25 protein-coding genes, 1 pseudogene and 1 other annotated feature are annotated in these 22,389 nt (G+C 39.3%); of the genes and pseudogenes, 8 read left to right on the top strand and 18 right to left on the bottom strand.

Annotation, left to right across the window (positions count from 1 at the left end; all coding sequences use genetic code 11):
• Positions 1-28: 28 nt before the first annotated feature.
• From SMSK597_RS07845 to SMSK597_RS07830, 4 genes are read right to left on the bottom strand one after another with little or no spacing between them, the layout of a single operon-like run.
• Positions 29-1,924: an MBL fold metallo-hydrolase gene (locus tag SMSK597_RS07845; RefSeq protein WP_000728243.1), complete on the bottom strand. Its 1,896-nt coding sequence runs from the start codon at positions 1,922-1,924 to the stop codon at positions 29-31.
• A gap of 2 nt (positions 1,925-1,926) precedes the next feature.
• On the bottom strand, positions 1,927-2,814 hold the full coding sequence (locus SMSK597_RS07840; protein WP_000403210.1) for an RluA family pseudouridine synthase: 888 nt from the start codon (positions 2,812-2,814) through the stop codon (positions 1,927-1,929).
• A complete protein-coding gene (lspA, locus tag SMSK597_RS07835) occupies positions 2,804-3,265 on the bottom strand; it encodes a signal peptidase II (protein ID WP_000745698.1) in 462 nt (153 codons plus the stop codon). Before lspA ends, SMSK597_RS07840 begins: the two co-directional genes overlap by 11 nt.
• Positions 3,262-4,170 carry a LysR family transcriptional regulator gene (locus SMSK597_RS07830; protein WP_001025694.1) on the bottom strand — a complete coding sequence of 303 codons (909 nt, stop codon included), beginning with the start codon at positions 4,168-4,170 and terminating at the stop codon, positions 3,262-3,264. The genes lspA and SMSK597_RS07830 overlap by 4 nt, the downstream gene beginning before the upstream one ends.
• Between SMSK597_RS07830 and SMSK597_RS13840 the strand changes: the two are divergent.
• Positions 4,163-4,237: pseudogene (locus SMSK597_RS13840) on the top strand (AraC family transcriptional regulator); the annotation flags it as partial. The gene SMSK597_RS07830 and the pseudogene SMSK597_RS13840 overlap by 8 nt on opposite strands.
• A 175-nt stretch (positions 4,238-4,412) precedes the next feature.
• Here the strand turns inward: SMSK597_RS13840 and SMSK597_RS07825 are convergent.
• From SMSK597_RS07825 to SMSK597_RS07805, 5 genes are all read right to left on the bottom strand, one after another.
• The gene (locus SMSK597_RS07825) at positions 4,413-4,823 is read right to left on the bottom strand and encodes a DUF5301 domain-containing protein (protein ID WP_000793086.1); all 411 of its coding nucleotides are present in this window, start codon (positions 4,821-4,823) and stop codon (positions 4,413-4,415) included.
• A gap of 326 nt (positions 4,824-5,149) precedes the next feature.
• A complete protein-coding gene (rpmA, locus tag SMSK597_RS07820) occupies positions 5,150-5,443 on the bottom strand; it encodes a 50S ribosomal protein L27 (RefSeq protein ID WP_000916509.1) in 294 nt (97 codons plus the stop codon).
• A gap of 16 nt (positions 5,444-5,459) precedes the next feature.
• A complete protein-coding gene (locus tag SMSK597_RS07815; RefSeq protein ID WP_000613699.1) occupies positions 5,460-5,804 on the bottom strand; it encodes a ribosomal-processing cysteine protease Prp in 345 nt (114 codons plus the stop codon).
• A gap of 15 nt (positions 5,805-5,819) precedes the next feature.
• Entirely contained in the window at positions 5,820-6,134 is a 315-nt protein-coding gene (rplU, locus tag SMSK597_RS07810; RefSeq protein WP_000109141.1) for a 50S ribosomal protein L21, read from the bottom strand.
• Positions 6,135-6,170: 36 nt separating this feature from the next.
• Positions 6,171-6,350: a sequence feature (ribosomal protein L21 leader region), on the bottom strand.
• A 58-nt stretch (positions 6,351-6,408) separates the two neighbouring features.
• On the bottom strand, positions 6,409-7,101 hold the full coding sequence (locus SMSK597_RS07805; protein ID WP_004237978.1) for a YoaK family protein: 693 nt from the start codon (positions 7,099-7,101) through the stop codon (positions 6,409-6,411).
• Positions 7,102-7,507: 406 nt separating this feature from the next.
• Between SMSK597_RS07805 and SMSK597_RS07800 the strand changes: the two genes are divergently transcribed.
• Both SMSK597_RS07800 and SMSK597_RS07795 read left to right on the top strand, forming a co-directional pair.
• A complete protein-coding gene (locus SMSK597_RS07800; protein WP_000915877.1) occupies positions 7,508-8,491 on the top strand; it encodes a Gfo/Idh/MocA family protein in 984 nt (327 codons plus the stop codon).
• Positions 8,481-9,563 carry a DEAD/DEAH box helicase gene (locus SMSK597_RS07795; RefSeq protein WP_000850576.1) on the top strand — a complete coding sequence of 361 codons (1,083 nt, stop codon included), beginning with the start codon at positions 8,481-8,483 and terminating at the stop codon, positions 9,561-9,563. The genes SMSK597_RS07800 and SMSK597_RS07795 overlap by 11 nt, the downstream gene beginning before the upstream one ends.
• Positions 9,564-9,713: 150 nt before the next feature.
• Here the strand turns inward: SMSK597_RS07795 and tuf are convergent, their stop codons facing one another.
• Both tuf and SMSK597_RS07785 read right to left on the bottom strand, forming a co-directional pair.
• Positions 9,714-10,910: an elongation factor Tu gene (tuf, locus tag SMSK597_RS07790; protein ID WP_001040726.1), complete on the bottom strand. Its 1,197-nt coding sequence runs from the start codon at positions 10,908-10,910 to the stop codon at positions 9,714-9,716.
• Between the two features lie 206 nt (positions 10,911-11,116).
• On the bottom strand, positions 11,117-12,226 hold the full coding sequence (locus SMSK597_RS07785) for an AI-2E family transporter (protein WP_000488881.1): 1,110 nt from the start codon (positions 12,224-12,226) through the stop codon (positions 11,117-11,119).
• Positions 12,227-12,328: 102 nt separating this feature from the next.
• On the opposite strand from SMSK597_RS07785, the gene pbp3 reads away from it, so the two are divergent.
• Positions 12,329-13,570 carry a D-alanyl-D-alanine carboxypeptidase PBP3 gene (gene pbp3 / locus SMSK597_RS07780; RefSeq protein ID WP_000720659.1) on the top strand — a complete coding sequence of 414 codons (1,242 nt, stop codon included), beginning with the start codon at positions 12,329-12,331 and terminating at the stop codon, positions 13,568-13,570.
• A 270-nt stretch (positions 13,571-13,840) separates the two neighbouring features.
• Here pbp3 and SMSK597_RS07775 read toward each other — a convergent pair whose 3' ends face one another.
• The 5 genes from SMSK597_RS07775 to SMSK597_RS07755 all read right to left on the bottom strand — a co-directional run bounded on the left by SMSK597_RS07775 (position 13,841) and on the right by SMSK597_RS07755 (position 18,078).
• Positions 13,841-14,677: an NAD(P)H-hydrate dehydratase gene (locus SMSK597_RS07775; RefSeq protein WP_000863005.1), complete on the bottom strand. Its 837-nt coding sequence runs from the start codon at positions 14,675-14,677 to the stop codon at positions 13,841-13,843.
• A gap of 14 nt (positions 14,678-14,691) precedes the next feature.
• Positions 14,692-15,513 (bottom strand): hypothetical protein, encoded by an 822-nt coding sequence (locus tag SMSK597_RS07770; RefSeq protein ID WP_000601655.1) that lies wholly within the window; start codon positions 15,511-15,513, stop codon positions 14,692-14,694.
• A 136-nt stretch (positions 15,514-15,649) separates the two neighbouring features.
• Entirely contained in the window at positions 15,650-16,507 is an 858-nt protein-coding gene (locus SMSK597_RS07765) for a bifunctional methylenetetrahydrofolate dehydrogenase/methenyltetrahydrofolate cyclohydrolase (protein ID WP_000192096.1), read from the bottom strand.
• A gap of 153 nt (positions 16,508-16,660) precedes the next feature.
• The gene (locus tag SMSK597_RS07760; protein ID WP_000140953.1) at positions 16,661-17,395 is read right to left on the bottom strand and encodes an amino acid ABC transporter ATP-binding protein; all 735 of its coding nucleotides are present in this window, start codon (positions 17,393-17,395) and stop codon (positions 16,661-16,663) included.
• The gene (locus tag SMSK597_RS07755) at positions 17,395-18,078 is read right to left on the bottom strand and encodes an amino acid ABC transporter permease (RefSeq protein ID WP_001011641.1); all 684 of its coding nucleotides are present in this window, start codon (positions 18,076-18,078) and stop codon (positions 17,395-17,397) included. Before SMSK597_RS07755 ends, SMSK597_RS07760 begins: the two co-directional genes overlap by 1 nt.
• 189 nt (positions 18,079-18,267) lie before the next feature.
• Between SMSK597_RS07755 and SMSK597_RS07750 the strand changes: the two genes are divergently transcribed.
• The 3 genes from SMSK597_RS07750 to SMSK597_RS07740 all read left to right on the top strand — a co-directional run bounded on the left by SMSK597_RS07750 (position 18,268) and on the right by SMSK597_RS07740 (position 21,570).
• Positions 18,268-18,498 (top strand): DUF1797 family protein, encoded by a 231-nt coding sequence (locus SMSK597_RS07750; RefSeq protein WP_000443571.1) that lies wholly within the window; start codon positions 18,268-18,270, stop codon positions 18,496-18,498.
• A gap of 230 nt (positions 18,499-18,728) precedes the next feature.
• Positions 18,729-20,987: an ATP-dependent Clp protease ATP-binding subunit gene (locus SMSK597_RS07745; RefSeq protein ID WP_000882501.1), complete on the top strand. Its 2,259-nt coding sequence runs from the start codon at positions 18,729-18,731 to the stop codon at positions 20,985-20,987.
• Positions 20,988-21,117: 130 nt separating this feature from the next.
• A complete protein-coding gene (locus tag SMSK597_RS07740; protein WP_000013080.1) occupies positions 21,118-21,570 on the top strand; it encodes an NUDIX hydrolase in 453 nt (150 codons plus the stop codon).
• Here the strand turns inward: SMSK597_RS07740 and SMSK597_RS13570 are convergent.
• Positions 21,567-21,713 carry a hypothetical protein gene (locus tag SMSK597_RS13570; protein ID WP_000693452.1) on the bottom strand — a complete coding sequence of 49 codons (147 nt, stop codon included), beginning with the start codon at positions 21,711-21,713 and terminating at the stop codon, positions 21,567-21,569. The genes SMSK597_RS07740 and SMSK597_RS13570 overlap by 4 nt on opposite strands.
• 67 nt (positions 21,714-21,780) lie before the next feature.
• Between SMSK597_RS13570 and SMSK597_RS07730 the strand changes: the two genes are divergently transcribed.
• Positions 21,781-22,080 (top strand): DUF1827 family protein, encoded by a 300-nt coding sequence (locus SMSK597_RS07730; RefSeq protein WP_000767194.1) that lies wholly within the window; start codon positions 21,781-21,783, stop codon positions 22,078-22,080.
• Positions 22,081-22,207: 127 nt separating this feature from the next.
• Here SMSK597_RS07730 and SMSK597_RS13650 read toward each other — a convergent pair.
• Positions 22,208-22,389: hypothetical protein (locus tag SMSK597_RS13650; RefSeq protein ID WP_000519874.1), on the bottom strand; the 182-nt coding region annotated here is incomplete at its 5' end.

Raw genomic sequence — 22,389 nt, 5'->3', positions numbered from 1 at the left:
AAAGAAGGCCCTAAAACCTTCTTTTTTACTACTGTGCTGATTCCGATTTGTTTGCACTCGTTTCAGAGCTTTGTGAAGTTGAAGAAGTCACATCCTGACTAGTTGAAGAACTTGTAACACTTTCATGTTGACTCGTTTCTTTATTTTCAAAATCCTTTGTCACTACTTCATTGGATTTTTTTATTTCTGAATTACTTGTAACTCTAGTTGTAGCGGATTTCTCTACCGGAACATCCACTAACCAGACACCACTTGAATCAACAGTATAGCCTTCTGGTGTCTTACCGTTCACAAGTAATTGACCATTTTCTTTCAAGAAGTACCATTTATCCTTGTCTTTAATCCAACCCACAGCTTGTGAACCGTCTGTCTTGTAGAAATACCAATCATTTGCCTTTTTAAGCCAGCCTTGCTTCATAGCTCCTGATTCTTCTAGATAGTAATGATGACCAGAAACTTCTATCTCACCTGTCTTCATGATACCAGTAGAATCCATATAGTACCAGGTTTCTTTATCTTTTACCCAGCCCGTTTTCATTTCCCCTGATTGAGCAAAGTAATACCATTGCCCCTTATATTGAAGCCAACCTGTCTTCATAGAGCCATCAACATCCAAATAATACCACTGTTCTTTATCTTGAATCCAACCAATTTCCATCTGGTTTTCTTTGTTGAAATAATACCAGATTCCATCAATTTTCTTCCAATTTTTTGCAGCGGCACCAGAGTCTGTCAAATAGAACCAACGATTGTTCCATTTTTTCCATTGATCCTGTAACAAGATACCCGTTTGGTTAAAGTAATACCAGTCACTCTTAATTTCATTCCAACCAACAGCATACTCTCCTGTAGAATCAGGCGCTTGATACCACCAGTTTCCATAAGCACTTTTATGCCAACCAGCTTGAAAACTTGGAATCGGCTTGTAGGATGTTGAAATATTGACAAAACCGTCTTTTCGAATATCAAAAACTGTCGCATCATAGTCTTTGCTGGCTGCGTTTATATGTTGAATTCCCATTGATTCAAGCCAGCTAATATATTCCCTATTTATTTCTTCACCGCTATCATACGAACCAATTGGTGAGGAAGAAGTTTGAACAATTATCTCAGGAGACAAATTTCTTATAAAATTTTTTGTATTAGAATTTTTTGTATCTAAATGATGATTAAACTTCATCAAATCAACTTTTCCAATGAGAGAACCGTACTTGTCTTCTGCTCCATGAACATTATCTAAGTCGCCCCCAAGATAAATTTTCTTGCCATTGACTTTTACTACACTAATCAAGGAATTGGAATTGTCATCCCAAATTTTCTTTAATTCACCTGATGAATCTGTTTCATTTTCATAATTATAGAGTTGAATATCCATGTCCCCAAACTGAAAATGAGCATCTCCTTGTGTGATGTTTTGAATCACTGAAACACCTTTTTCTGCAGCAGTCTGTAAAACCTTATCATAGCCATACAGATTATCCCAAAGACGTTTAGGCTTAGTAATACGATTATCACTATATTTTTTAAGATAGACTCGGTCAACTGGATAGCTAGACAGTAATTCATCAACATTTCCAATATGATCACTGTGAGTATGGGTCACCAAAATAAAATCAAGTTTTTGGACACCCAATTCCTTCAAACGACGAAAGACACGGTCTGTTAGAACATGCTTATAAGTTGTATTGATACCCTGTCTCCATGGATAACGAGAATCACTTCCATCTGGGAAATCATAATCTTCTCCTGTATCCACCATGGCAAAATGTCCATTGCTTTCAAGAATAATCGCATCACTTCCACCTTCATGAACATTTATAAAGTGAATTTTATTTCCTGAACTTTCTTGAGCTTGAACATTTCCATACCATGACAAGCCTAAAAAAGCGCCTGCAAGTGCTAAACTAGTCAATTTCTTTTTCATTCTTACTTCCTCAGTCTCTCTAATGTTTCCTTAAATATCTCTGGGATATCTGCTGTAAATTCCAAAATCTCACCTGTTCTCGGATGAGTAAAACCTAAAGTCTTGGCATGAAGAAATTGCCCAAGCCCTTTCAGGGTCTTACGTGGACCATAGACTTCATCACCAGCGACTGGATGACCAATATAAGCCATGTGAACACGGATTTGGTGAGTGCGTCCTGTCTCTAGCTGCAACTCCACTAAGCTGTAATCACCAAAACGTTCCAAGACGTGAAAACGCGTCACTGCAGGCTTCCCTTTAGCAGTCACAGCTTGTTTCTTACGGTCTTTTTCACTACGACCAATCGGTGCTTCAATCACACCGCGATCATTAGGCAGATTTCCATGAACAATCGCCCAATATTTGCGGAGAGACTTTTTATCCTTGAGTTCTTGGGCAAGTGCTAGATGCGCCTCATCATTTTTAGCAATCATGAGAAGGCCTGATGTATCCTTATCAATACGATGAACAATTCCTGGACGCAGAACCCCATTGATACCCGACAAATCCTTAATATGGTACATAAGGGCATTTACTAGGGTTCCACTAGTATGACCAGCACTCGGATGCACAACCATTCCCTGAGGTTTGTTAACGACAGCCACATCCTCATCTTGGTAGACTATTTCTAGCGGAATATCCTCAGCCACATACTCTAAAACCTCTGGTTCTGGCACATGGTAAGTGATGACATCGCCCTCTTGGACCGTGTATTTAGCTTTCTTGACTTGGCCATTAACCAAGACCTGTCCTGATTTGATTTGTTCATTCGCGAGACTGCGTGATAATTCTGTCAAATCTGACAAAGCCTTATCCAAACGCAGGCCACCAGTTTCAATTTTAATTTCCATTTATTTCCTCTTTTAGCATTGCAATCAATAAAATAATCACTCCAACAGTTAGATAGCTATCTGCCACATTGAAAATTGCAAAATTGATAAAGTCAAGGTGGAACATATCCACAACAAAGCCCTGACTTACCCTGTCAATAAAATTTCCAAGACCACCCGCGATAATCAAGGTCAAACCCAAGACCAGCCAGAATGAGTCCTCCATGTGTTTATGTAGATACCAAATGGCACCTACCACGACGACCAGAGTAATGATAGCAAATAAGAACTGCTGATCTTGTAAGATAGAAAAGGCTGCCCCTCGATTTTGCAGGTAGGTCAAGCTAACGAAATTGGGAATCCAGGAGCGCACTTCACCCAGTGGAATCTGTTGGACGATATAGGATTTAACTAACTGATCCAGCGCAATCAAAAGCAGTACAATGACTGCCACCATTCCTCTTTTTTTCATGATTTCCTCTTCTGATTAAAATATTCTTGCATGACTTCTACGAAAAGAGTTCCAGCCTGACTAAGCTCCACTTCCTCACGTTTAACATAGACCATGCGATTATCCAAATTATCCTTGAGACGAATAACTGTGATGCCATTAACACTGTCACTATCTAAAAATCCAGAACCTGTCGCATAGGCGTCCGTCCGCTCCAAAATACCATTCAAGGTAGCACGATCTGTCACATTAAACATCTGTGAGCTCGCACTGGTATCAACAAAGTTCTCCGAATAATAAAGGTACTCATCTTTCTCTTGAGTGAAACGAACCGTTGGTAGATCCGCTAAATCCTCCATGACCAATTCCTCTTTCTGGGCTAAAGGATGCCCTTCACGAAGATAAATGTGAGTATGGAAGGGAATCAATTCAATGACCTCAAGACCCAGCTTTTCAACCCGTTGCATAATCCCCTTTTTATTTTGATTGTTGAGGTAGATAATCCCAATCTCACTATGCCCTTGCGCTACTTCATCTAAGATTTGAACAGTAGTCGATTCAAAAATACGAAAGTTCTTATAGTCAGGATAGCGCTCTGAAAAAGCCGTAATCGTCGGTGGCAAGAAGTCATAGTGCTGACTAGCAATGGAAAATTCATCTTTTTCTTCTTCAGGATTGGCATACTGATTTTGAAAAATATCAAATCCTTTAACCAGTTCTTGCGCTTTTTCATAGAATTCCATACCTCGACGGGTCAAGAAAGTCCCTGAGCTGGTCCGACGGAAAATCTTAAAGCCCAATTCTTTTTCCAAATCACGAACAGAAATAGACAGACTCGGCTGACTAACATACATCTTTTCAGCAGCTTCACGAAAAGTACCACTATTGGCAATGGCCACAACATAGCGTAATTGTTGAATGTTCATCTTCTACCCCCAACTTCTTTATCTTTTCATTATACCATATTTTAGAAGTTTTCCAAAAAGGAAAAAAGTATGGAAATTTTCAAGTCTCAATAAATACTCTAACATTCCAAGACAAGAATTAGTATAATGTCTTTTTTCAGTCCTTATCTGATTTCAAGCAAATAAAAACAGCAAATCCTTTTGATTTACCGTTTAAAACATAATACAAGAAAACTCTCTAAAAATTTCTTGAATTCTATAAATCAACTAGAAAAAGTCTCTTCAATCCTATTAGCTATATCTGGATTTACTTCCCAGATACCAGCATAAGGTTGCTCAATATACTGTCTTTTCTTCTTAGTATATAGATAGACTACACTATCCTTTTCTTCATTCTGATGATAAAACTTGATAATGATGTAATCTTTAACATTTGTCGGTTGATCATTTACACTCTCCAAAGAGGTAGATTTTGACTGTCTCTGTATCTCCTTAATCAATTTTGAGATTTCTTCTCTCTTGTTGATAGTTTTAACATCTTCAGAGGTTTTTTTCTGCAGAGAAATAACAGAGATTTTTTCAGGTTCAGGAAGAATAAGTTTTTTCTTACTAACACAAGCAGATAAAACAAGAAAAGAGATTGAACAAACTATTATGGTGATAAGATTTTTCATACAAGTTTACATTCTTTCATTCTGCTTACTTTTTCTCTAAGATATAATTATAATATCATACCTTATCAATTTTTACAATATCTTATTCCCTTATAACATTCATTACTGTAAAAGGTTTACATTCCACTATTTTATGATTGTATCTAAAATATAAAGCAGCCGACAAGTTCGCTTCTTACATTGGTTTTTAAAATATGGGTATCAGCGTGGGTACCAAAACAAAAAAACAGGCTCTCCAAAAACTCGGAAAGCCTTATTTAATGCTACTTCTAGCTTCCTCGCCTTTACATTTCAAGGCTCGGGATAAAAAGGTTCACTGGACCTTTTTATTTAGCGATTGGGTAAACAGAAACTTGTTTTTTATCGCGTCCTTTACGTTCAAAGCGTACTACGCCTTCAACTTTAGCGAACAAAGTATCGTCTCCACCACGTCCAACGTTTACACCTGGATAGATGTGTGTACCACGTTGACGGTAAAGGATTGATCCACCTGTTACAGTTTGTCCGTCAGCTGCTTTAGCTCCAAGACGTTTTGCTTGTGAATCACGTCCGTTTGATGTAGAACCTCCACCTTTTTTGTGGGCGAAAAGTTGCAAGTTGTTAAGAGTCATTTTTAACATAATGTTTTCCTCCGTGTTAGTTTTCTGTGATAACTCTGGTTTGGACGAACTCAGAAGAGTTCTCCGATAAGTTTGCCATACCTAAGAAAAATGATTCAAAGAATAACTGGGTCATTTCTCTCTGGTGTGAAGGAAGATCTTTTGGAATTTCAACCATCAGATAGCCACCTTCATCTTCGTTTAATTCTAGGATTGGTTCATAGCCTGCAAATTTCTCAATAGAATTGATAAAGTTAATGGCAAGCGTAGAAACCGATGCACACACGACATCTAAGCCGTATTCGCCACTCTCGGCGTGTCCAGTAATTTCCGCACTCCTCAGCTCGCCATCTTCGGCTCTCTCAAAGACTGCTTGTATCATGTGTTCTCCTTAAAATTAAGCGTTGATTGCGTTGATGACAACTTTTGTATATGGTTGACGGTGACCTTGTTTACGGTGGCTACCTTTTTTAGGTTTGTACTTGTAAGTAACAACTTTCTTTTGTTTTCCTTGTTTTTCAACAGTTCCAACTACAGTAGCTCCAGCAACAAGTGGAGTTCCGACAACAGTGTTTTCACCACCAACAAGAACAACTTCGTTAAAAGTAACTTCTTGACCAGCTTCAACGTTCAATTTTTCAACGTAAACTGCTTGACCAACTTCAACTTTAACTTGTTTTCCGCCAGTTTTGATAATTGCGTATGTGCTCATTATGCACCTCCTATGATTTTTATGGGTTTCCCCGATTTTTTTGTGAAGACTCGCCTAGCATCGTGGGACGAACCACTTAAAAGAAGAGCTCTAAGTATAACAAAGAATAAACTAGGAATTGAGCCGAAGACATAACTTATGTTAGGCAAGGCGACAATGACGAAGTTTAAATTTGTTATACGACGAGCAACGATGTTCGTGCGGTTGCACAGGATTGTGCATAGTCAACTCTTCAAGTATAGCATATCTCCTATTTTCTTACAAGTAATAACACCTAAAATGAAGCTTTTTCTTTTACTTTTTTCCGCCACGAGGCAGAAAGCATACTGAGGTAAAAAATGCTCATCATAATAGGAACACCAAGAATGGTCTTTTCATGATAGAAAATCGTTAAATAGGCTGAAAAAACAACGCCAAGGACAAAACTACTAAGCAGGCTAACAAATATGAACCCTTCACGCAAAAAAGGAGTGTGCTTGGTTCGAAAATAATCTCCAAAAGCTAGCATGGTCCGCTTGATATTTCCTGTCATAAAGGCATTATTATAGGCAATACCTGACACTTCTCCAAAAGCAGTTGTCACCAGTCCCATACAGAAGGCCAAGGGTGGCACTAGATAGATATTATCCACAGTTTGCGGCATAAAAGCAATAATTATTGATAAGATTGCCAAAGGAATCAATGACAGAATCGGTTTTTTCACAATTCTCAATTTTTCCTTATAAACAGTTAATAAAAAGACCCCCATCATAAAAGCTAGCAAGGTGAGAACCTTGTCCCTAACATCTGAAACATTATTTTGAATTAATTCTACTGAAAGAAAGACGACATTCCCAGTTTGTCCAGCTACAAGGGTATTCCCTCGTACAATAAAAGTATAGGCATCTACATAACCTGCACAAAAAGTCAAAAAAAGCGCTAGCCTCTTAGACTGACGTGATATTTTTCTTATCGGTAATAACCTCATTTTCCCTCCCATTTCATTTACTCATCTCATTATTGTACCACTTTCTTTGGAAAAGGCCTAGTAGCTTATTTGAAAATTTTCCCCTGCGTAACTTCTCAAAGTAACTTCCACCTCTCTCCCAAAACTGGAAGTTACTCTAAGACGACTCTGTTTTAGGGCTATTTGTCGTGCACTTTTTTCTGAGTCTTTTCTCTTTTGAACCCTTATATATCAAGAAAAAGAAAACCAGTGGAAGTTAGTCTAAGACGGATTTCCACTGATGTCACGCGTTTTTATCATACTAAAAGCTAGGTTGTGGGAAACTGGAAGTTAGTTTTAGAAGTTACCAATTTTTCCCCTCTGTTGGATAGTCCTGTCTATCTATGTTATAATGAAAGAAGGATTTAAAATCAGAAAAGGAGTATCTATGCTTAAATTAGGTGTCATCGGCACTGGCGCTATTAGCCATCACTTCATAGAAGCAGCCCATGCCAGTGGAAAATACCAGCTGGTCGCAGTCTATTCTAGAAAACTAGAAACTGCAGCAACCTTTGCTTCTCGCTATCAGAATATCCAACTCTTTGATCAAGTAGAGGACTTCTTCAAGAGCTCCTTTGATGTGGTCTATATTGCTAGCCCAAACTCCTTGCATTTTGCTCAGGCAAAAGCTGCCTTGTCTGCTGGTAAACATGTTATTCTTGAAAAGCCAGCTGTCACTCATCCACAAGAATGGCTGGATTTGGTTCAAACAGCTGAAAAAAATCACTCTTTTATCTTTGAAGCAGCTCGCAATTACCATGAAAAAGCTTTCACTATCATTAAAGACTTTTTAGCAGACAAACAAATTTTGGGAGCAGATTTCAACTATGCCAAGTATTCTTCCAAAATGCCTAACTTGTTGACTGGGGAGACACCAAATGTCTTCTCAGACCGTTTTGCTGGTGGAGCTCTTATGGATTTGGGGATTTATCCCCTCTACGCTACCGTTCGTCTCTTTGGAAAAGCTAAAGATGCAACCTATCAGGGGCAACAGCTTGACAATAGCATTGACCTAAATGGTGACGGAATCCTCTTCTACCCTGACTTTCAAGTTCATATCAAGGCTGGGAAAAACATCACTTCCAATCTCCCTTGCGAGATTTATACGACAGATGGTACCTTGACCCTCAACACCATCGAACATGTCAGCTCAGCTATTTTTACCGACCATCAAGGCAATCAAGTCCAACTCCCTATCCAACAGGCTCCTCATACGATGACTGAGGAAGTCGCTGCATTTGCACAGATGATTCAGCAACCAAACCAGACACTCTACCAGAATTGGCTGGATGATGCAGGCTCTGTTCATGAGCTACTATATACCATGCGCCAGACTGCTGGCATTAGATTTGAGGCAGAAAATGAAAACTAAACTACCGACTGAATGGCAAGAACTGAGTGACCAACTCGGTTTCCAAGAATTCACCCCCATTCAAACTCAACTATTTGAGCCCCTTCTTGCTGGAGAAAACCTCCTAGGAGTGAGCCCAACAGGAACTGGTAAGACCCTAGCTTACCTTCTACCAAGTCTTCTCAGACTACAAAAGAAAAAAGCCCAACAACTCTTGATTCTAGCACCAAATACTGAACTTGCTGGACAGATTTTTGATGTATGTAAAACGTGGGCTGAAGCTATCGGCTTAACTGTCCAACTCTTCTTATCAGGTTCGAGTCAGAAACGCCAGATTGAACGCCTAAAGAAAGGACCAGAAATTCTGATTGGAACTCCTGGCCGTATCTTTGAACTAATTAAATTGAAAAAAATCAAAATGATGAATGTGGAAACCATCATTCTAGATGAATTTGACCAATTGCTCGATGATTCTCAGATACACTTTGTCGATAAAATTACTCACTACGCACCGCGTGACCACCAACTCATCTACATGAGTGCGACGGCCAAGTTTGACCAAGAAAAGATTGTGCCGAATACACGCACTATTAATCTCTCTGACCAAAAATTGGACAACATCCAGCACTTCTACATGCAGGTAGATCAACGTCACCGAGTGGATATGCTACGAAAACTGGCTCATGTAGAGGATTTCCGAGGTCTTGTCTTCTTTAACAGCCTATCAGACCTTGGAAGTGCAGAAGAAAAACTACAGTATCGGGATATCTTGGCTGTTTCCCTCGCTAGTGATGTCAATGTCAAATTTAGAAAAGTCATCTTAGAAAAGTTTAAAGACAAGCAACTAACCCTGCTTCTTGCAACTGATCTTCTGGCACGTGGAATTGATATCGATAGCCTAGAATGTGTCGTAAACTTTGATGTTCCTAGAGATAGCGAGACCTACACTCACCGTGCTGGCCGTACTGGCCGTATGGGCAAGGAAGGTTATGTTATCACTCTCGTCACCCATCCTGAAGAACTCAAAAAACTTAAGAAGTTTGTAAATGTCCGTGAAATTGTCCTAAAAAATCAAGAACTCTATATCAAATAAAGCCCCCTTTGCTCTATGCACATCCGATGTATGGAGCTTTTTTGTGTACAATTCTTCAATTTTAGTTCAATATCAGAAAAAAGAACCTTGCAAAGCAAGATTCTTTTAGTGTCTGACTTAAATAATTGTTCTTCTGGGAACTAAATCGAATTAAGCTTCGATTTCTGTAACCATACCTGAACCAACAGTACGTCCACCCTCACGGATAGAGAATGTAGTACCTTGTTCTACGGCGATTGGGTGGATCAACTCAACGTCGATTGTCACGTTATCACCAGGCATTACCATTTCAGTACCTGCTGGAAGTTCGATTGAACCTGTAACGTCAGTAGTACGGAAGTAGAATTGTGGACGGTAGTTGTTGAAGAATGGAGTGTGGCGTCCACCTTCTTCTTTAGTAAGGATGTAAACTTCACCTTTGAATTTAGTGTGTGGGTTGATTGAACCTGGTTTAGCGATAACTTGTCCACGTTCGATTTCATCACGTTGAACACCACGAAGAAGGACACCTACGTTATCTCCGGCAAGACCTTCGTCAAGTTGTTTACGGAACATTTCAACACCAGTAACAACTGCTTTTTGAGTTTCTTCTTTGATACCAACGATTTCGATTTCGTCGTTGACTTTAACGATACCACGGTCGATACGTCCTGAAGCAACTGTACCACGTCCAGTGATTGAGAATACGTCTTCGACTGGAAGAAGCAATGGTTTGTCAGTGTCACGTTCTGGTTCTGGGATGTACTCATCAACTGTGTTCATCAATTCCATAACGATGTCTTCGTATTTAGTGTCACCTTCAAGGGCTTTAAGAGCTGAACCTTGGATAACTGGAAGATCGTCACCTGGGAAGTCGTATTCTGACAATAGGTCACGGATTTCCATTTCAACCAATTCAAGCAATTCTTCATCGTCAACCAAGTCAACTTTGTTCATGAAGACGATAAGGTGTTTAACACCAACCTGACGTGAAAGAAGGATGTGCTCACGAGTTTGTGGCATTGGTCCGTCAGTTGAAGCTACTACAAGGATAGCTCCGTCCATTTGAGCGGCACCAGTGATCATGTTTTTAACGTAGTCCGCGTGTCCTGGAGCGTCGATGTGAGCGTAGTGACGTTTTTCAGTTTCGTACTCAACGTGCGCAGTGTTGATTGTGATACCGCGTTCGCGTTCTTCTGGAGCAGCATCGATAGACGCATAGTCTTTAGGTTGGTTAACTGATGAAGGCAAGCGACGTGCCAAAACAGTTGTGATAGCTGCAGTTAGGGTAGTTTTACCGTGGTCAACGTGTCCGATAGTACCAATGTTAACGTGTGGTTTACTACGATCGTATTTTTCTTTTGCCATTTGAGTAAAAGCCTCCAATAAAATATATTTTATAGATAGACAGTAGGCAATACAGTCTAACTTTCCTTACTATTTTATCAAATTTCAGCTAAATTGCAAGTGTTTTACAAAGTTTTTGTGAATTATTCTTAATAGGCTAATCTAAATGGCACTTCTACTCCTATAATTTACCTAAAGAAAAAGAAAAATCAGGAATTTCCTGACTTTTACTTAGCTAATTCTCTTTCTCGTTCTTTCATTGTTTTATGATTTTCATACAAACGTGATAAGAACTTAGAAATTTCTTTTAAGATAGAATAGGTTGGTACTGCGACAATCATACCAATGACACCATAGATATTACTTGATAACAAAAGTAATACTAAAATCGTAATTGGATGAACCTTCATCACACCACCAACGATTCGAGGGTAAAGGATATTTCCATCCACTTGTTGAATGATTAGCATGTAAACAACTGCAATTAGCATTCTATGAGGATCAGTAAAGACATTGGCAATAATCATCGGAATCAAGCCAATACTTGGTCCCACATAAGGAATGAGATTGGCCAATCCTGAAAAGATGGCAAAGACCAAAGCGTATTTCAAACCAATCACGCTATATCCGATAAAGGCCAAACAACCGATAATAATGGCATCAATTGCGACTCCACTAATATAGCGAGCAATTGTCGCATTCAAATTCTTTAAAAGACCTGCAATATGCAACTTATCTCTCTTTAAAACAGTGCGCTCAAGCATCGGCAAAAATTTGTTACCATCTAACAAAAAATAAACCAAAAACACAGGGGTCATAATAATAATCAAAACGGTGCTAAAGAGAGCTGATAGGACACTTCCGACACTATTGGTAACGCTATTTAGGATATTTTGTAAAATATCTACATAGGATAAATTTAACTGTTGAATAGTCGCTTGAATATCCAAATTTTGAAAGGCTGGATAAGTAGATAAATCTACAATCAAATCTTGTAAACGACTATAGATAGTCTGACTAGTCGCAATCAAGCTGGTCAACTGATTAACCAAAATCGGTAAGAGATAGACTACCCCAATGACAAGCCCCCAAACCAAAGCACACAAGGTTAGTAGAATACCAATAATACGATTAATTTTGAAATACTTTTGTAAAAAATTTACAATAGGATTGGTCAAATAATATAAAAACCCACCCAATAAAAATGGAATCATGATGGTGTTTGCGACGCTTACAAAAGGCGTGATAATAGCCCCCATCTCTCTCCATAAATAAAAAATGATTGTTAATAATAAAATCTCACTAGTCCAAAAAAATAATTTATTCTTACGAAACATGATCTACCTCCATTCATCTATTTTACCATACTTTCAAAAAAGCTTCTTTCTTCTATCATGAAACTGGGAATATTTTTTTCTTTATGTTAGAATAAACTTACTATGAAAAAAATCATTTTAACTCTCTTAAGTCTATCCGTAATTGGGTCAGCATCTACTGTTGCTGCCCAAGATTTTAATATTGCTGCTAAACATGCGATTGCTGTTGAGGCCAATACTGGTAAAATTCTATATGAAAAAGATGCAACTCAACCTGTCGAAATTGCTTCTATAACAAAACTGCTTACCGTTTACCTGGTCTATGAAGCACTCGAAAATGGAAGTATCACACTATCCACCCCAGTAGATATTTCTGACTATCCTTATCAATTGACGACAAATTCTGAAGCCAGTAATGTTCCTATGGAGGCCCGTAATTATACTGTGGAAGAGTTGCTTGAAGCAACTCTGGTATCTAGTGCCAACAGCGCCGCTATTGCCCTAGCTGAGAAAATTGCTGGCTCAGAGAAAGACTTCGTTGATATGATGCGGGCCAAACTCTTGGAATGGGGAATCAAAGATGCCACCGTTGTCAATACAACTGGTCTTAACAACGAGACTCTAGGAGATAACATTTACCCAGGGTCTAATAAAGATGATGAAAATAAGCTCAGCGCTTATGATGTTGCTATCGTTGCTCGTAACCTCATCAAAAAATACCCACAAGTCTTGGAAATCACGAAAAAACCTTCTTCTACTTTTGCTGGAATGACAATCACTTCGACCAACTACATGTTAGAAGGTATGCCTGCTTACCGTGGTGGTTTTGATGGACTGAAAACAGGAACAACAGATAAGGCTGGAGAGTCTTTTGTTGGTACTACTGTCGAAAAAGGCATGAGGGTTATCACTGTTATTTTGAATGCAGATCATCAAGATAATAATCCTTACTCTCGTTTTACAGCTACATCTTCCCTAATGGATTATATTTCTTCTACATTTACACTTCGCAAAATCGTTCAACAAGGCGATGCCTATCAAGATAGTAAAGTCCCCGTACAAGATGGAAAAGAAGATACGGTCACTGCAGTGGCCCCAGAGGATATCTATCTAATTGAACGTGGTGGGAATCAATCTTCCCAATCTGTTCAATTCACACCTGATTCTAAAGCAATCCCCGCACCACTTGAAGCTGGAACAGTGGTTGGCCATTTGACTTACGAAGACAAGGATTTGATTGGTCAAGGTTACATTACCACAGAACATCCTAGTTTCGAAATGGTAGCAGAAAAGAAAGTTGAAAAAGCTTTCTTCTTAAAAGTTTGGTGGAATCAGTTTATCCGATTTATCAACGAGAAATTATAAAACATACTGAGCAAAAGATTACTCCAAAATAGAAACAGACCAAAAAGGCTGTAAAGTCAAAAACGCATAGTATCAGGTATTAAAAAAACTTGATATTATGCGTTTTATTGTGGTAATATTTACTTCGTTTTCTCCTAAAATTGAATTTTATCCCAGTCTTTTTTGAGATATAGTGAATTGAAATAAGATATGAACAAAAAGATTTGTGAATTCAAATTAATTTCTATACAGGTTTTAGAATTAGTTGTGTACTATTCTAGATTCAATCCATTATATTTTATTCATTACTTTAGGAAGACAATTACTAATTTCCGTTGGCAAGACCACATAATGTTCTTGAGCTAGTTCTTGAGCAATAGCTGAATGAAGATGGGTCGCTACTGCCACACGCTCGTAGAGACTGGCCTGTCGGAATTGGCCTGCAAATCCTGCAATCATTCCAGCAAGAGTATCTCCCATTCCCCCAGTCGCCTGATAGGGACCGCCAACCTGTAACTGGCAATAATCAGATTGGCCAGCTTGCCAAATACGAGTAGCTGGACCTTTCTCTACCAAAATTGTTCCTTGAGGGAAGGAAGTTAGGGCACTAGCCGTTGCATCTTCGTTTTGCTTTTCAATAGCAATACCAGACAGCTTTTCCCATTCTTTTTGGTGGGGAGTTAGGATAAACTGACTCGAAGGAAATGACAATCTTGTTCTAGCAAGGATGGTTAAGGCCCCTCCGTCTACAATCAAAATCTGATTTTGGCTTAAGCTAGCAAAGATCTGTTTAACTAAATCTTCTCCAAAAGCATCGTCTCCTAAACCAGGCCCCAGCAAGACAACTTCAGCCTTCTCCAATTGCTCTTTTAACAATTGCTGGTCTTGCAGAGAAAAGGCCATAGCTTCTGGTAAATGGCTGTGCAGAGCTGGAATATTTTCCCTGTCCGTTCCAACGGTCACCAATCCTGCACCGCTTTTAACAGCTGCAATGGCTGACATGATGATAGCTCCCCCATAAGGATAAGTCCCACCCAGCAACAGCAGACGACCGTGGTCTCCTTTATGACTTGTACGAGAACGTTCAATAATAACTTTTTCTAGTAAGGCTTGATCAATCACTTTCATCGTTTTTTCCTCAACTATCCTTTATCTGATTGTTTTAAAACAACTTGATAGACTTTCTTAGTCCACTCTTCTAAGTCTTCTCCAGCATGGTCAAGATAATACACCCTATCCAGTAATTGACTTGGAATAATATTTTCAAATTGGCTCTTATTATGAGTTGGAATAATACAAATATACAACTCACTAAATAAATTCAACATGTCCTTAATTTTTGCAACATGGTAGCCATCAAAAATATAACCAGTAACTTTAATCAAATCTGTATAGATAAAATGAAAACTCACTCCAGGAATAAACTTGTCTTGTAATTCTTTCTCTGAAGGAGCTCGACCTAATAAACGCTCCATCGCTAATCGATAACCAGAACTTGTATTTGACCACCCTAACATGACATAGTCAAAATAATCTATCGGATCCGATGCAGCATTTCTACTATCCAAAACCAACTCCTCAGCATCTCGCCCAAAGGCTTTCACAGCAGATAAGAGCTGACCTGTTTTAAAGATAGAAATCGCTGCATCTATAGTCGTAGTATGACTACAGTAGTCTGAAGTCACTAACCTCTTATGTAGATCATAAGTCGAGGCTACTCTTTTATCTATAGGGGTAAATGGTGGCAGAAAGGGATGCTGACCAATGTAATCTAAAATTTCTTTTTTTAAACAAGAATCAGCACAGTCAATACTTGTTTGACGTTTATGAAGTTTTTCGTAAGCTATAAATTTAGCAATTTTTTCTAATTCCCACTCTTGAATATTTGGATAATCAATTAGTGCTAAGTAGTATATTCCATCCCATTGTAAACTATATTCCCCATTATAAACTTTTAAAATCATCTAATCACCTCACTCCATTATACAACAAAAAGGAGGCGCAGACCTCCTTTTGTAATCTTATATCTAAAATTTAATATTCATTTCTGCCATTTTAGATATAGCTATAGAAAATACACTCTCTTCAGCGATTTTTCTCTTATTTTCTATCCAATGTCCGAAGTGCTGCCTGATAAGTTTGCTCCATTAGCATAGTAATGGTCATAGGACCGACACCTCCAGGGACTGGCGTAATATGGCTAGCAAGTGGGGCAACTGCCTCATAATCAACATCCCCACAGAGCTTACCATTTTCATCGCGGTTCATCCCAACGTCAATGACTACCGCACCTGGTTTGACAAAATCAGGAGTCACAAACTTAGCACGACCAATTGCTACAACAAGAATATCCGCTTTAGCAGCCACCTTAGCAAGATTATGGGTGCGTGAGTGAGTCAAGGTAACCGTTGCATTCTTGGCCAAAAGAAGCTGAGCCATGGGTTTTCCAACAATGTTTGAACGACCGATGACAACCGCATTTTTACCTTCTAATTCAATCCCATATTCATGAAACATTTCCATAATTCCTGCAGGTGTCGAAGGAATCATGACTGGATGACCAGACCAAAGGCGTCCCATATTTAGGGGATGGAAACCATCCACATCCTTTTCTGGGTCAATAGCCAATAGAACCGCCTCTTCATCAATGTGTTTTGGTAATGGCAACTGAACCAAAATCCCATGCCAAGCTGGATCCTGATTGTATTTAGCAATCAGGTCTAACAATTCCTCTTGAGTAATGGTCTCTGGAACTCGCACTACTTCGCTACGGAAACCAGTCGCAAGAGCTGACCTCTCCTTGTTGCGAACGTAAACTTGGCTGGCTGGATTGTCCCCAACCAAAATCACTACCAAACCAGGCACTAGACCTGTTTCTTCCTTTAATTTTGCAGTCTTTTCAGCCAGCTGTCCTTGTAACTTAGCTGCTAGAGCCTTCCCATCAATAATCTGTGTCATATCACTTCTCTTTTCTTTCAAATATCTTCCATTATACCAAAAACTGCTAATCCCCTCTAACACTTCTTTCCTAGGCAATCCTATAGTTTCAAACTATAAGAAAAAGCTCTGGTTGAGCTTTTCACTAATCTTGTCTTGAAATTTTAAAATAGATTATAAAACCTTACTCAAGAAGTCTTTAGTCCGTTGTTCTTGGGTTTGTTCAAAAATCTGTTCAGGTATCCCATCTTCAACAACCACACCGTCTGCCATAAAGATAACACGATCTGCCACCTCGCGGGCAAATCCCATCTCATGTGTTACGATAACCATGGTCATTCCTGACTTGGCAAGGTCTTGCATAACAGCCAGAACTTCTCCAACCATCTCAGGGTCCAAGGCTGAAGTTGGCTCGTCAAAAAGCAAAACATCAGGTTCCATGGCCAACCCACGCGCGATGGCAATCCGTTGTTGCTGGCCACCTGACAAACTCTGTGGATAAGCATCTGCCTTATCTGGCAAACCAACTTTTTCCAAAAGCTCTTGGGCTCTCTTCTCAGCAACAGCCTTGCTCTCACCTTTGGTCTTGATAGGTGACAAGGTGATATTTTCCATCACAGTCATATTAGGAAAGAGATTGAATTGTTGGAAAACCATGCCCATCTTCTCACGCATGGCAAAGAGATCATTCTTCTTGTCCGTAATATCGACTCCCTCAAAGATAACCTTCCCCTTGGTTGCTTCTTCCAACAAATTCATAGAGCGAAGCAAGGTAGATTTCCCGCTCCCTGAAGGACCGATGATAACGACAACTTCTCCTCTTTTAATCTCGAGGTTGATGCCCTTCAATACTTCATTCTTTCCAAATGATTTATGTAAATTTTCAATTTTTATCAAGGTTTCTGTCATTATTTCTTATCTCCTTGTCCCATACGTTTTTCAAAAGCTTTCAAGGCTACTGTCAAAATAGAGGTCATAATCAAGTAATAAAAGGCTGCAAATAAAAGTGGTGTTAAAGGTAGATAGGTTGTTGTAGAAACTGTTGTAGCCCCGTTCCACAACTCCATAACACCGATAGCTGATAAGAGGGAGCTGTCCTTGATAATGGTGATAAATTCGTTCCCCAATGCTGGCAAAATATTTTTGATTGCTTGTGGCAAAATCACATACCGCATCGCATTTTTAGGACGAATTCCTAGCGAATAAGCCGCTTCTAGCTGACCTTTTGGAACCGCATTAATCCCAGCACGAACAGTCTCAGAAACATAAGCACCACTGTTCATAGAGATAATCAAAATCCCTGGAATCAAGCGAGAAAAATCAACACCTAAAATTCCAACCTGAATAGTCGGAGCATTGATGTGCATAAGGGCAAAGGCAATCATAATCTGAACCATCATCGGTGTCCCACGGAAAATCCAAACGTACAAGTTGGCGAGCCAAACAAGCGGTTTAAACTTTGAACGTTGCCCAAAAGCCAAGACAACACCCAAAATAGTTCCCAAAAAGACAACACAGATAGAAATGAGAACCGTCACGACAGCCCCATAGTTAAAATAAGGTAAATACTTAGGTAAAAAAGAAAAATTCATAGTCACACTGCTTTCTAAAATAGAATACTGTATGATTATAACATGTATTGAATTAAAATTCAAACTTTTTGTCCGATTTATTTAAAAATCTTTAAACTAGCAGAATTAGCGAGAAATCTTAGTTTTTTCTAGGCAAGTTGGCCTCCTTTATGGTAAAATAGTAACGATAAGAAATGAAGGAGAATCAAAATGGAATCACATTTGGTTAGAATCATCAACCGCCTTGAAGCAATGGCAAAAGACGGCGGAAATTTAAAACGTAATTTTGAACGCGAAGGAGTTGTTGTTGCAGAAGTTGCATACAGCAACGACGAAGAAAACGGCTCAATCTTTACCCTTCGTGATGTCGAAGCTCGCGAAACTTATACGTTTGATAGCATTGACTTGATTGCAATGGAGATTTACGAACTCCTTTACTAATACAAAACAAGCTGGGATTACACCCTGCATGTCTAACCAAAATCCTTTTTGTCTCACAAATAGGATTTTTTTATTCCCTAAAATCTCAAAAATTTTCATTGCAACAACTTCTCAAAGCGGCAATCTTTTTACTTGCTTTACACCCCAATCCTGTTATAATGAGAGTATAGAAATTTGACTATTATTGACCTTTAGACAGGTCAGGCTAAAGAAAGAAATGAGGTAGATGTATGCTTTGTCAAAACTGTAAAATCAACGACTCAACAATTCATCTTTACACCAATCTCAATGGAAAACAAAAACAAATTGACCTCTGTCAAAACTGCTATAAGATTATCAAGACAGATCCTAACAATAGCCTCTTTAAAGGTATGACGGATCTGAACAATCGTGACTTTGATCCCTTTGGTGATTTCTTCAATGACCTAAACAATTTCAGGCCTTCTAACAATACTCCTCCGACTCCCCCAACCCAATCAGGTGGAGGTTACGGTGGAAATGGCGGTTATGGTTTCCAAAATCGTGGACCTGCTCAAACTCCTCCACCAAGCCAAGAAAAAGGCCTACTGGAAGAATTTGGTATCAACGTAACTGAAATTGCCCGTCGTGGAGATATTGACCCCGTTATTGGGCGCGACGATGAGATTATCCGTGTCATAGAAATCCTCAATCGCAGAACCAAGAATAATCCTGTTCTTATCGGTGAACCAGGTGTCGGAAAAACTGCCGTTGTCGAAGGTCTAGCTCAGAAAATAGTTGATGGAGATGTTCCCCATAAACTACAAGGAAAACAAGTCATCCGTCTGGATGTGGTTAGCCTAGTTCAAGGAACGGGTATCCGTGGACAATTTGAAGAACGCATGCAAAAACTCATGGAAGAAATTCGCAAACGTGAGGACATCATCCTCTTTATCGATGAAATCCATGAAATTGTCGGTGCTGGTTCTGCGGGCGATGGCAATATGGATGCAGGAAATATCCTCAAGCCCGCCCTTGCTCGTGGAGAGCTGCAATTGGTCGGTGCTACTACCCTCAATGAATACCGTATCATTGAAAAGGATGCAGCCCTAGAGCGTCGTATGCAACCTGTTAAAGTGGATGAACCAACAGTGGAGGAAACAATTACTATCCTCAAAGGCATTCAAAAGAAATACGAAGACTACCACCACGTTCAGTATACCGATGCTGCGATTGAAGCAGCTGCAACTCTTTCCAATCGCTACATCCAAGATCGCTTCTTACCTGACAAGGCCATTGACCTCCTGGATGAAGCTGGTTCTAAGATGAACTTGACCTTGAATTTTGTTGATCCTAAAGTAATTGATCAACGCTTGATTGAGGCTGAAAATCTTAAATCTCAAGCTACACGAGAGGAAGATTTTGAGAAGGCCGCCTACTTCCGCGACCAGATTGCCAAGTATAAGGAAATGCAAAAGAAAAAGGTCACAGACCAAGATACTCCTATCATCAGTGAGAAAACCATTGAGCACATTATCGAGCAGAAAACAAATATCCCTGTTGGTGATTTGAAAGAGAAAGAACAATCTCAACTCATCCATCTAGCTGAAGACCTCAAGTCTCATGTTATTGGCCAAGATGATGCTGTCGATAAGATTGCCAAGGCTATTCGCCGTAATCGTGTCGGTCTCGGTACGCCTAACCGCCCAATCGGAAGCTTCCTCTTCGTCGGACCAACTGGGGTCGGTAAGACAGAACTTTCCAAACAATTAGCTATCGAACTCTTTGGTTCTGCTGATAGCATGATTCGCTTTGACATGAGCGAATACATGGAAAAACACAGCGTTGCTAAGTTGGTCGGTGCCCCTCCAGGTTATGTTGGCTACGATGAGGCTGGGCAATTAACTGAAAAAGTTCGTCGCAATCCCTACTCACTTATCCTCTTGGATGAAGTGGAAAAAGCCCATCCAGATGTTATGCACATGTTCCTCCAGGTCTTGGACGATGGTCGTTTGACAGATGGACAAGGACGTACCGTTAGCTTCAAGGATGCCATCATCATCATGACTTCAAATGCAGGTACAGGTAAGGCAGAAGCCAGCGTTGGATTTGGGGCTGCTAGAGAAGGACGTACCAACTCTGTTCTTGGTGAACTCGGTAACTTCTTTAGCCCAGAGTTTATGAACCGTTTTGATGGTATTATCGAATTTAAGGCTCTCAGTAAGGAGAACCTCCTTCAGATTGTCGAACTCATGCTAGCTGATGTTAATAAGCGCCTCTCGAGTAACAACATTCATTTAGATGTAACTGACAAGGTCAAGGAAAAGTTGGTTGACCTCGGTTATGATCCAAAAATGGGAGCACGCCCACTTCGCCGCACTATTCAAGACTATATTGAAGACGCAATCACTGATTACTACCTTGAAAATCCAAGTGAAAAAGATCTCAAAGCAGTTATGACTAGCAAGGGAAACATTCAGATTAAATCTGCCAAAAAAGCTGAAGTAAAAACTTCTGAAAAAGAAGTATAAATCCTATAGAAAAGGAGTAGAAAATGAAATTTTTCTGCTTCTTTTTTACTAAAATAACTGTAATTTCTTGACAGCTTGCCCTTTGTCCATTATGATAATAATAACGATACTAGATAATGAGGAAAATGCAATGGCAAACCCAACTTTCGGAGAAAAAAAAGCGAATACAGACTATGTTGCACGCTATGGAGTGTATGCAGTTATCCCTGACGCTGAACAAAAACAAATAGTTTTAGTTCAAGCTCCTAATGGTGCTTGGTTCTTACCAGGTGGCGAAATTGAATCAGGTGAAAATCATCAGGAAGCTCTAAAGCGTGAATTGATTGAAGAGCTTGGTTTCACAGCTGAAATTGGTACTTATTACGGACAAGCTGACGAATATTTCTACTCTCGTCATCGTGACACCTACTACTACAATCCTGCCTACCTCTATGAAGCGACTTCTTTCAAAGAAGTTCAAAAACCACTAGAAGACTTTAATCATATTGCTTGGTTCCCTATTGATGAGGCTATTGAAAATCTCAAACGTGGTAGCCATAAATGGGCCATCCAATCTTGGAAAAAACAGCATAAGATTGGCTAATACTCTTCGAAAATCTCTTCAAACCACGTCAGCGTCGCCTTACCGTAGATATGGTCACTGACTTCGTCAGTCTTATCTACAACCTCAAAACTGTGTTTTGAGCAGCCTACGGCTAGCTTCCTAGTTTGCTCTTTGATTTTCATCGAGTATAAATCAAGCGACTTTATTCAAAAAGTGCTATAATAGAATTAGAAAATCGGAGGAAATATTATGAAGCTTATCAATACGACAAACTCACACTCGCAACTTGTAAAAAGTCAGCTAGAAAGTACAGATGCAACCCTTGTTGAGGTTTACTCAGCAGGAAATACTGATGTTATTTTTACCCAAGCCCCGCTTCACTATGAAATCCTCATCTCAAATAAACACCGTGCTATTCGTGAGCCTGAAATCGAAACCATTCAAGAATTTTTCTTGAAACGTAAAATTGATAAGGACTCTATTGATGAAGCCAATATCAAGACACTCTACTCAGAAAAATTGATTGGAATTTCGATTCCAATCAAATAAAGAACTTGAGTAAAAACTCGATTTAAGAAAAAATCCAGTAAGTCTTTCAATAATAAAACGCATAGTAGCAAGATTTTCTACATCTGCTATTATGCGTTTTTATAATTTTGAACCCTTTTGATAAAGATTACGGCTCTACCTTATACTCAATGAAAATCAGAGAGCAAACTAGAAAGCTGGCCACAGGTTGCTCAAAGCATAACTTTGAAGCTGCAGATAAGACTGACGAAGGCAAGGCCATATATAAGGCAAGGTGAAGCTGACGTGGTTTGAAGAGATTTTTGATGAGTATTACTATAAAAAAGATTT

It is taken from the genome of Streptococcus mitis SK597 (assembly GCF_000148545.1).
In the GTDB taxonomy this organism is placed as follows: Bacteria; Bacillota; Bacilli; order Lactobacillales; family Streptococcaceae; genus Streptococcus; species Streptococcus mitis_C.
This window is presented reverse-complemented; position numbering and strand designations above follow the sequence as displayed.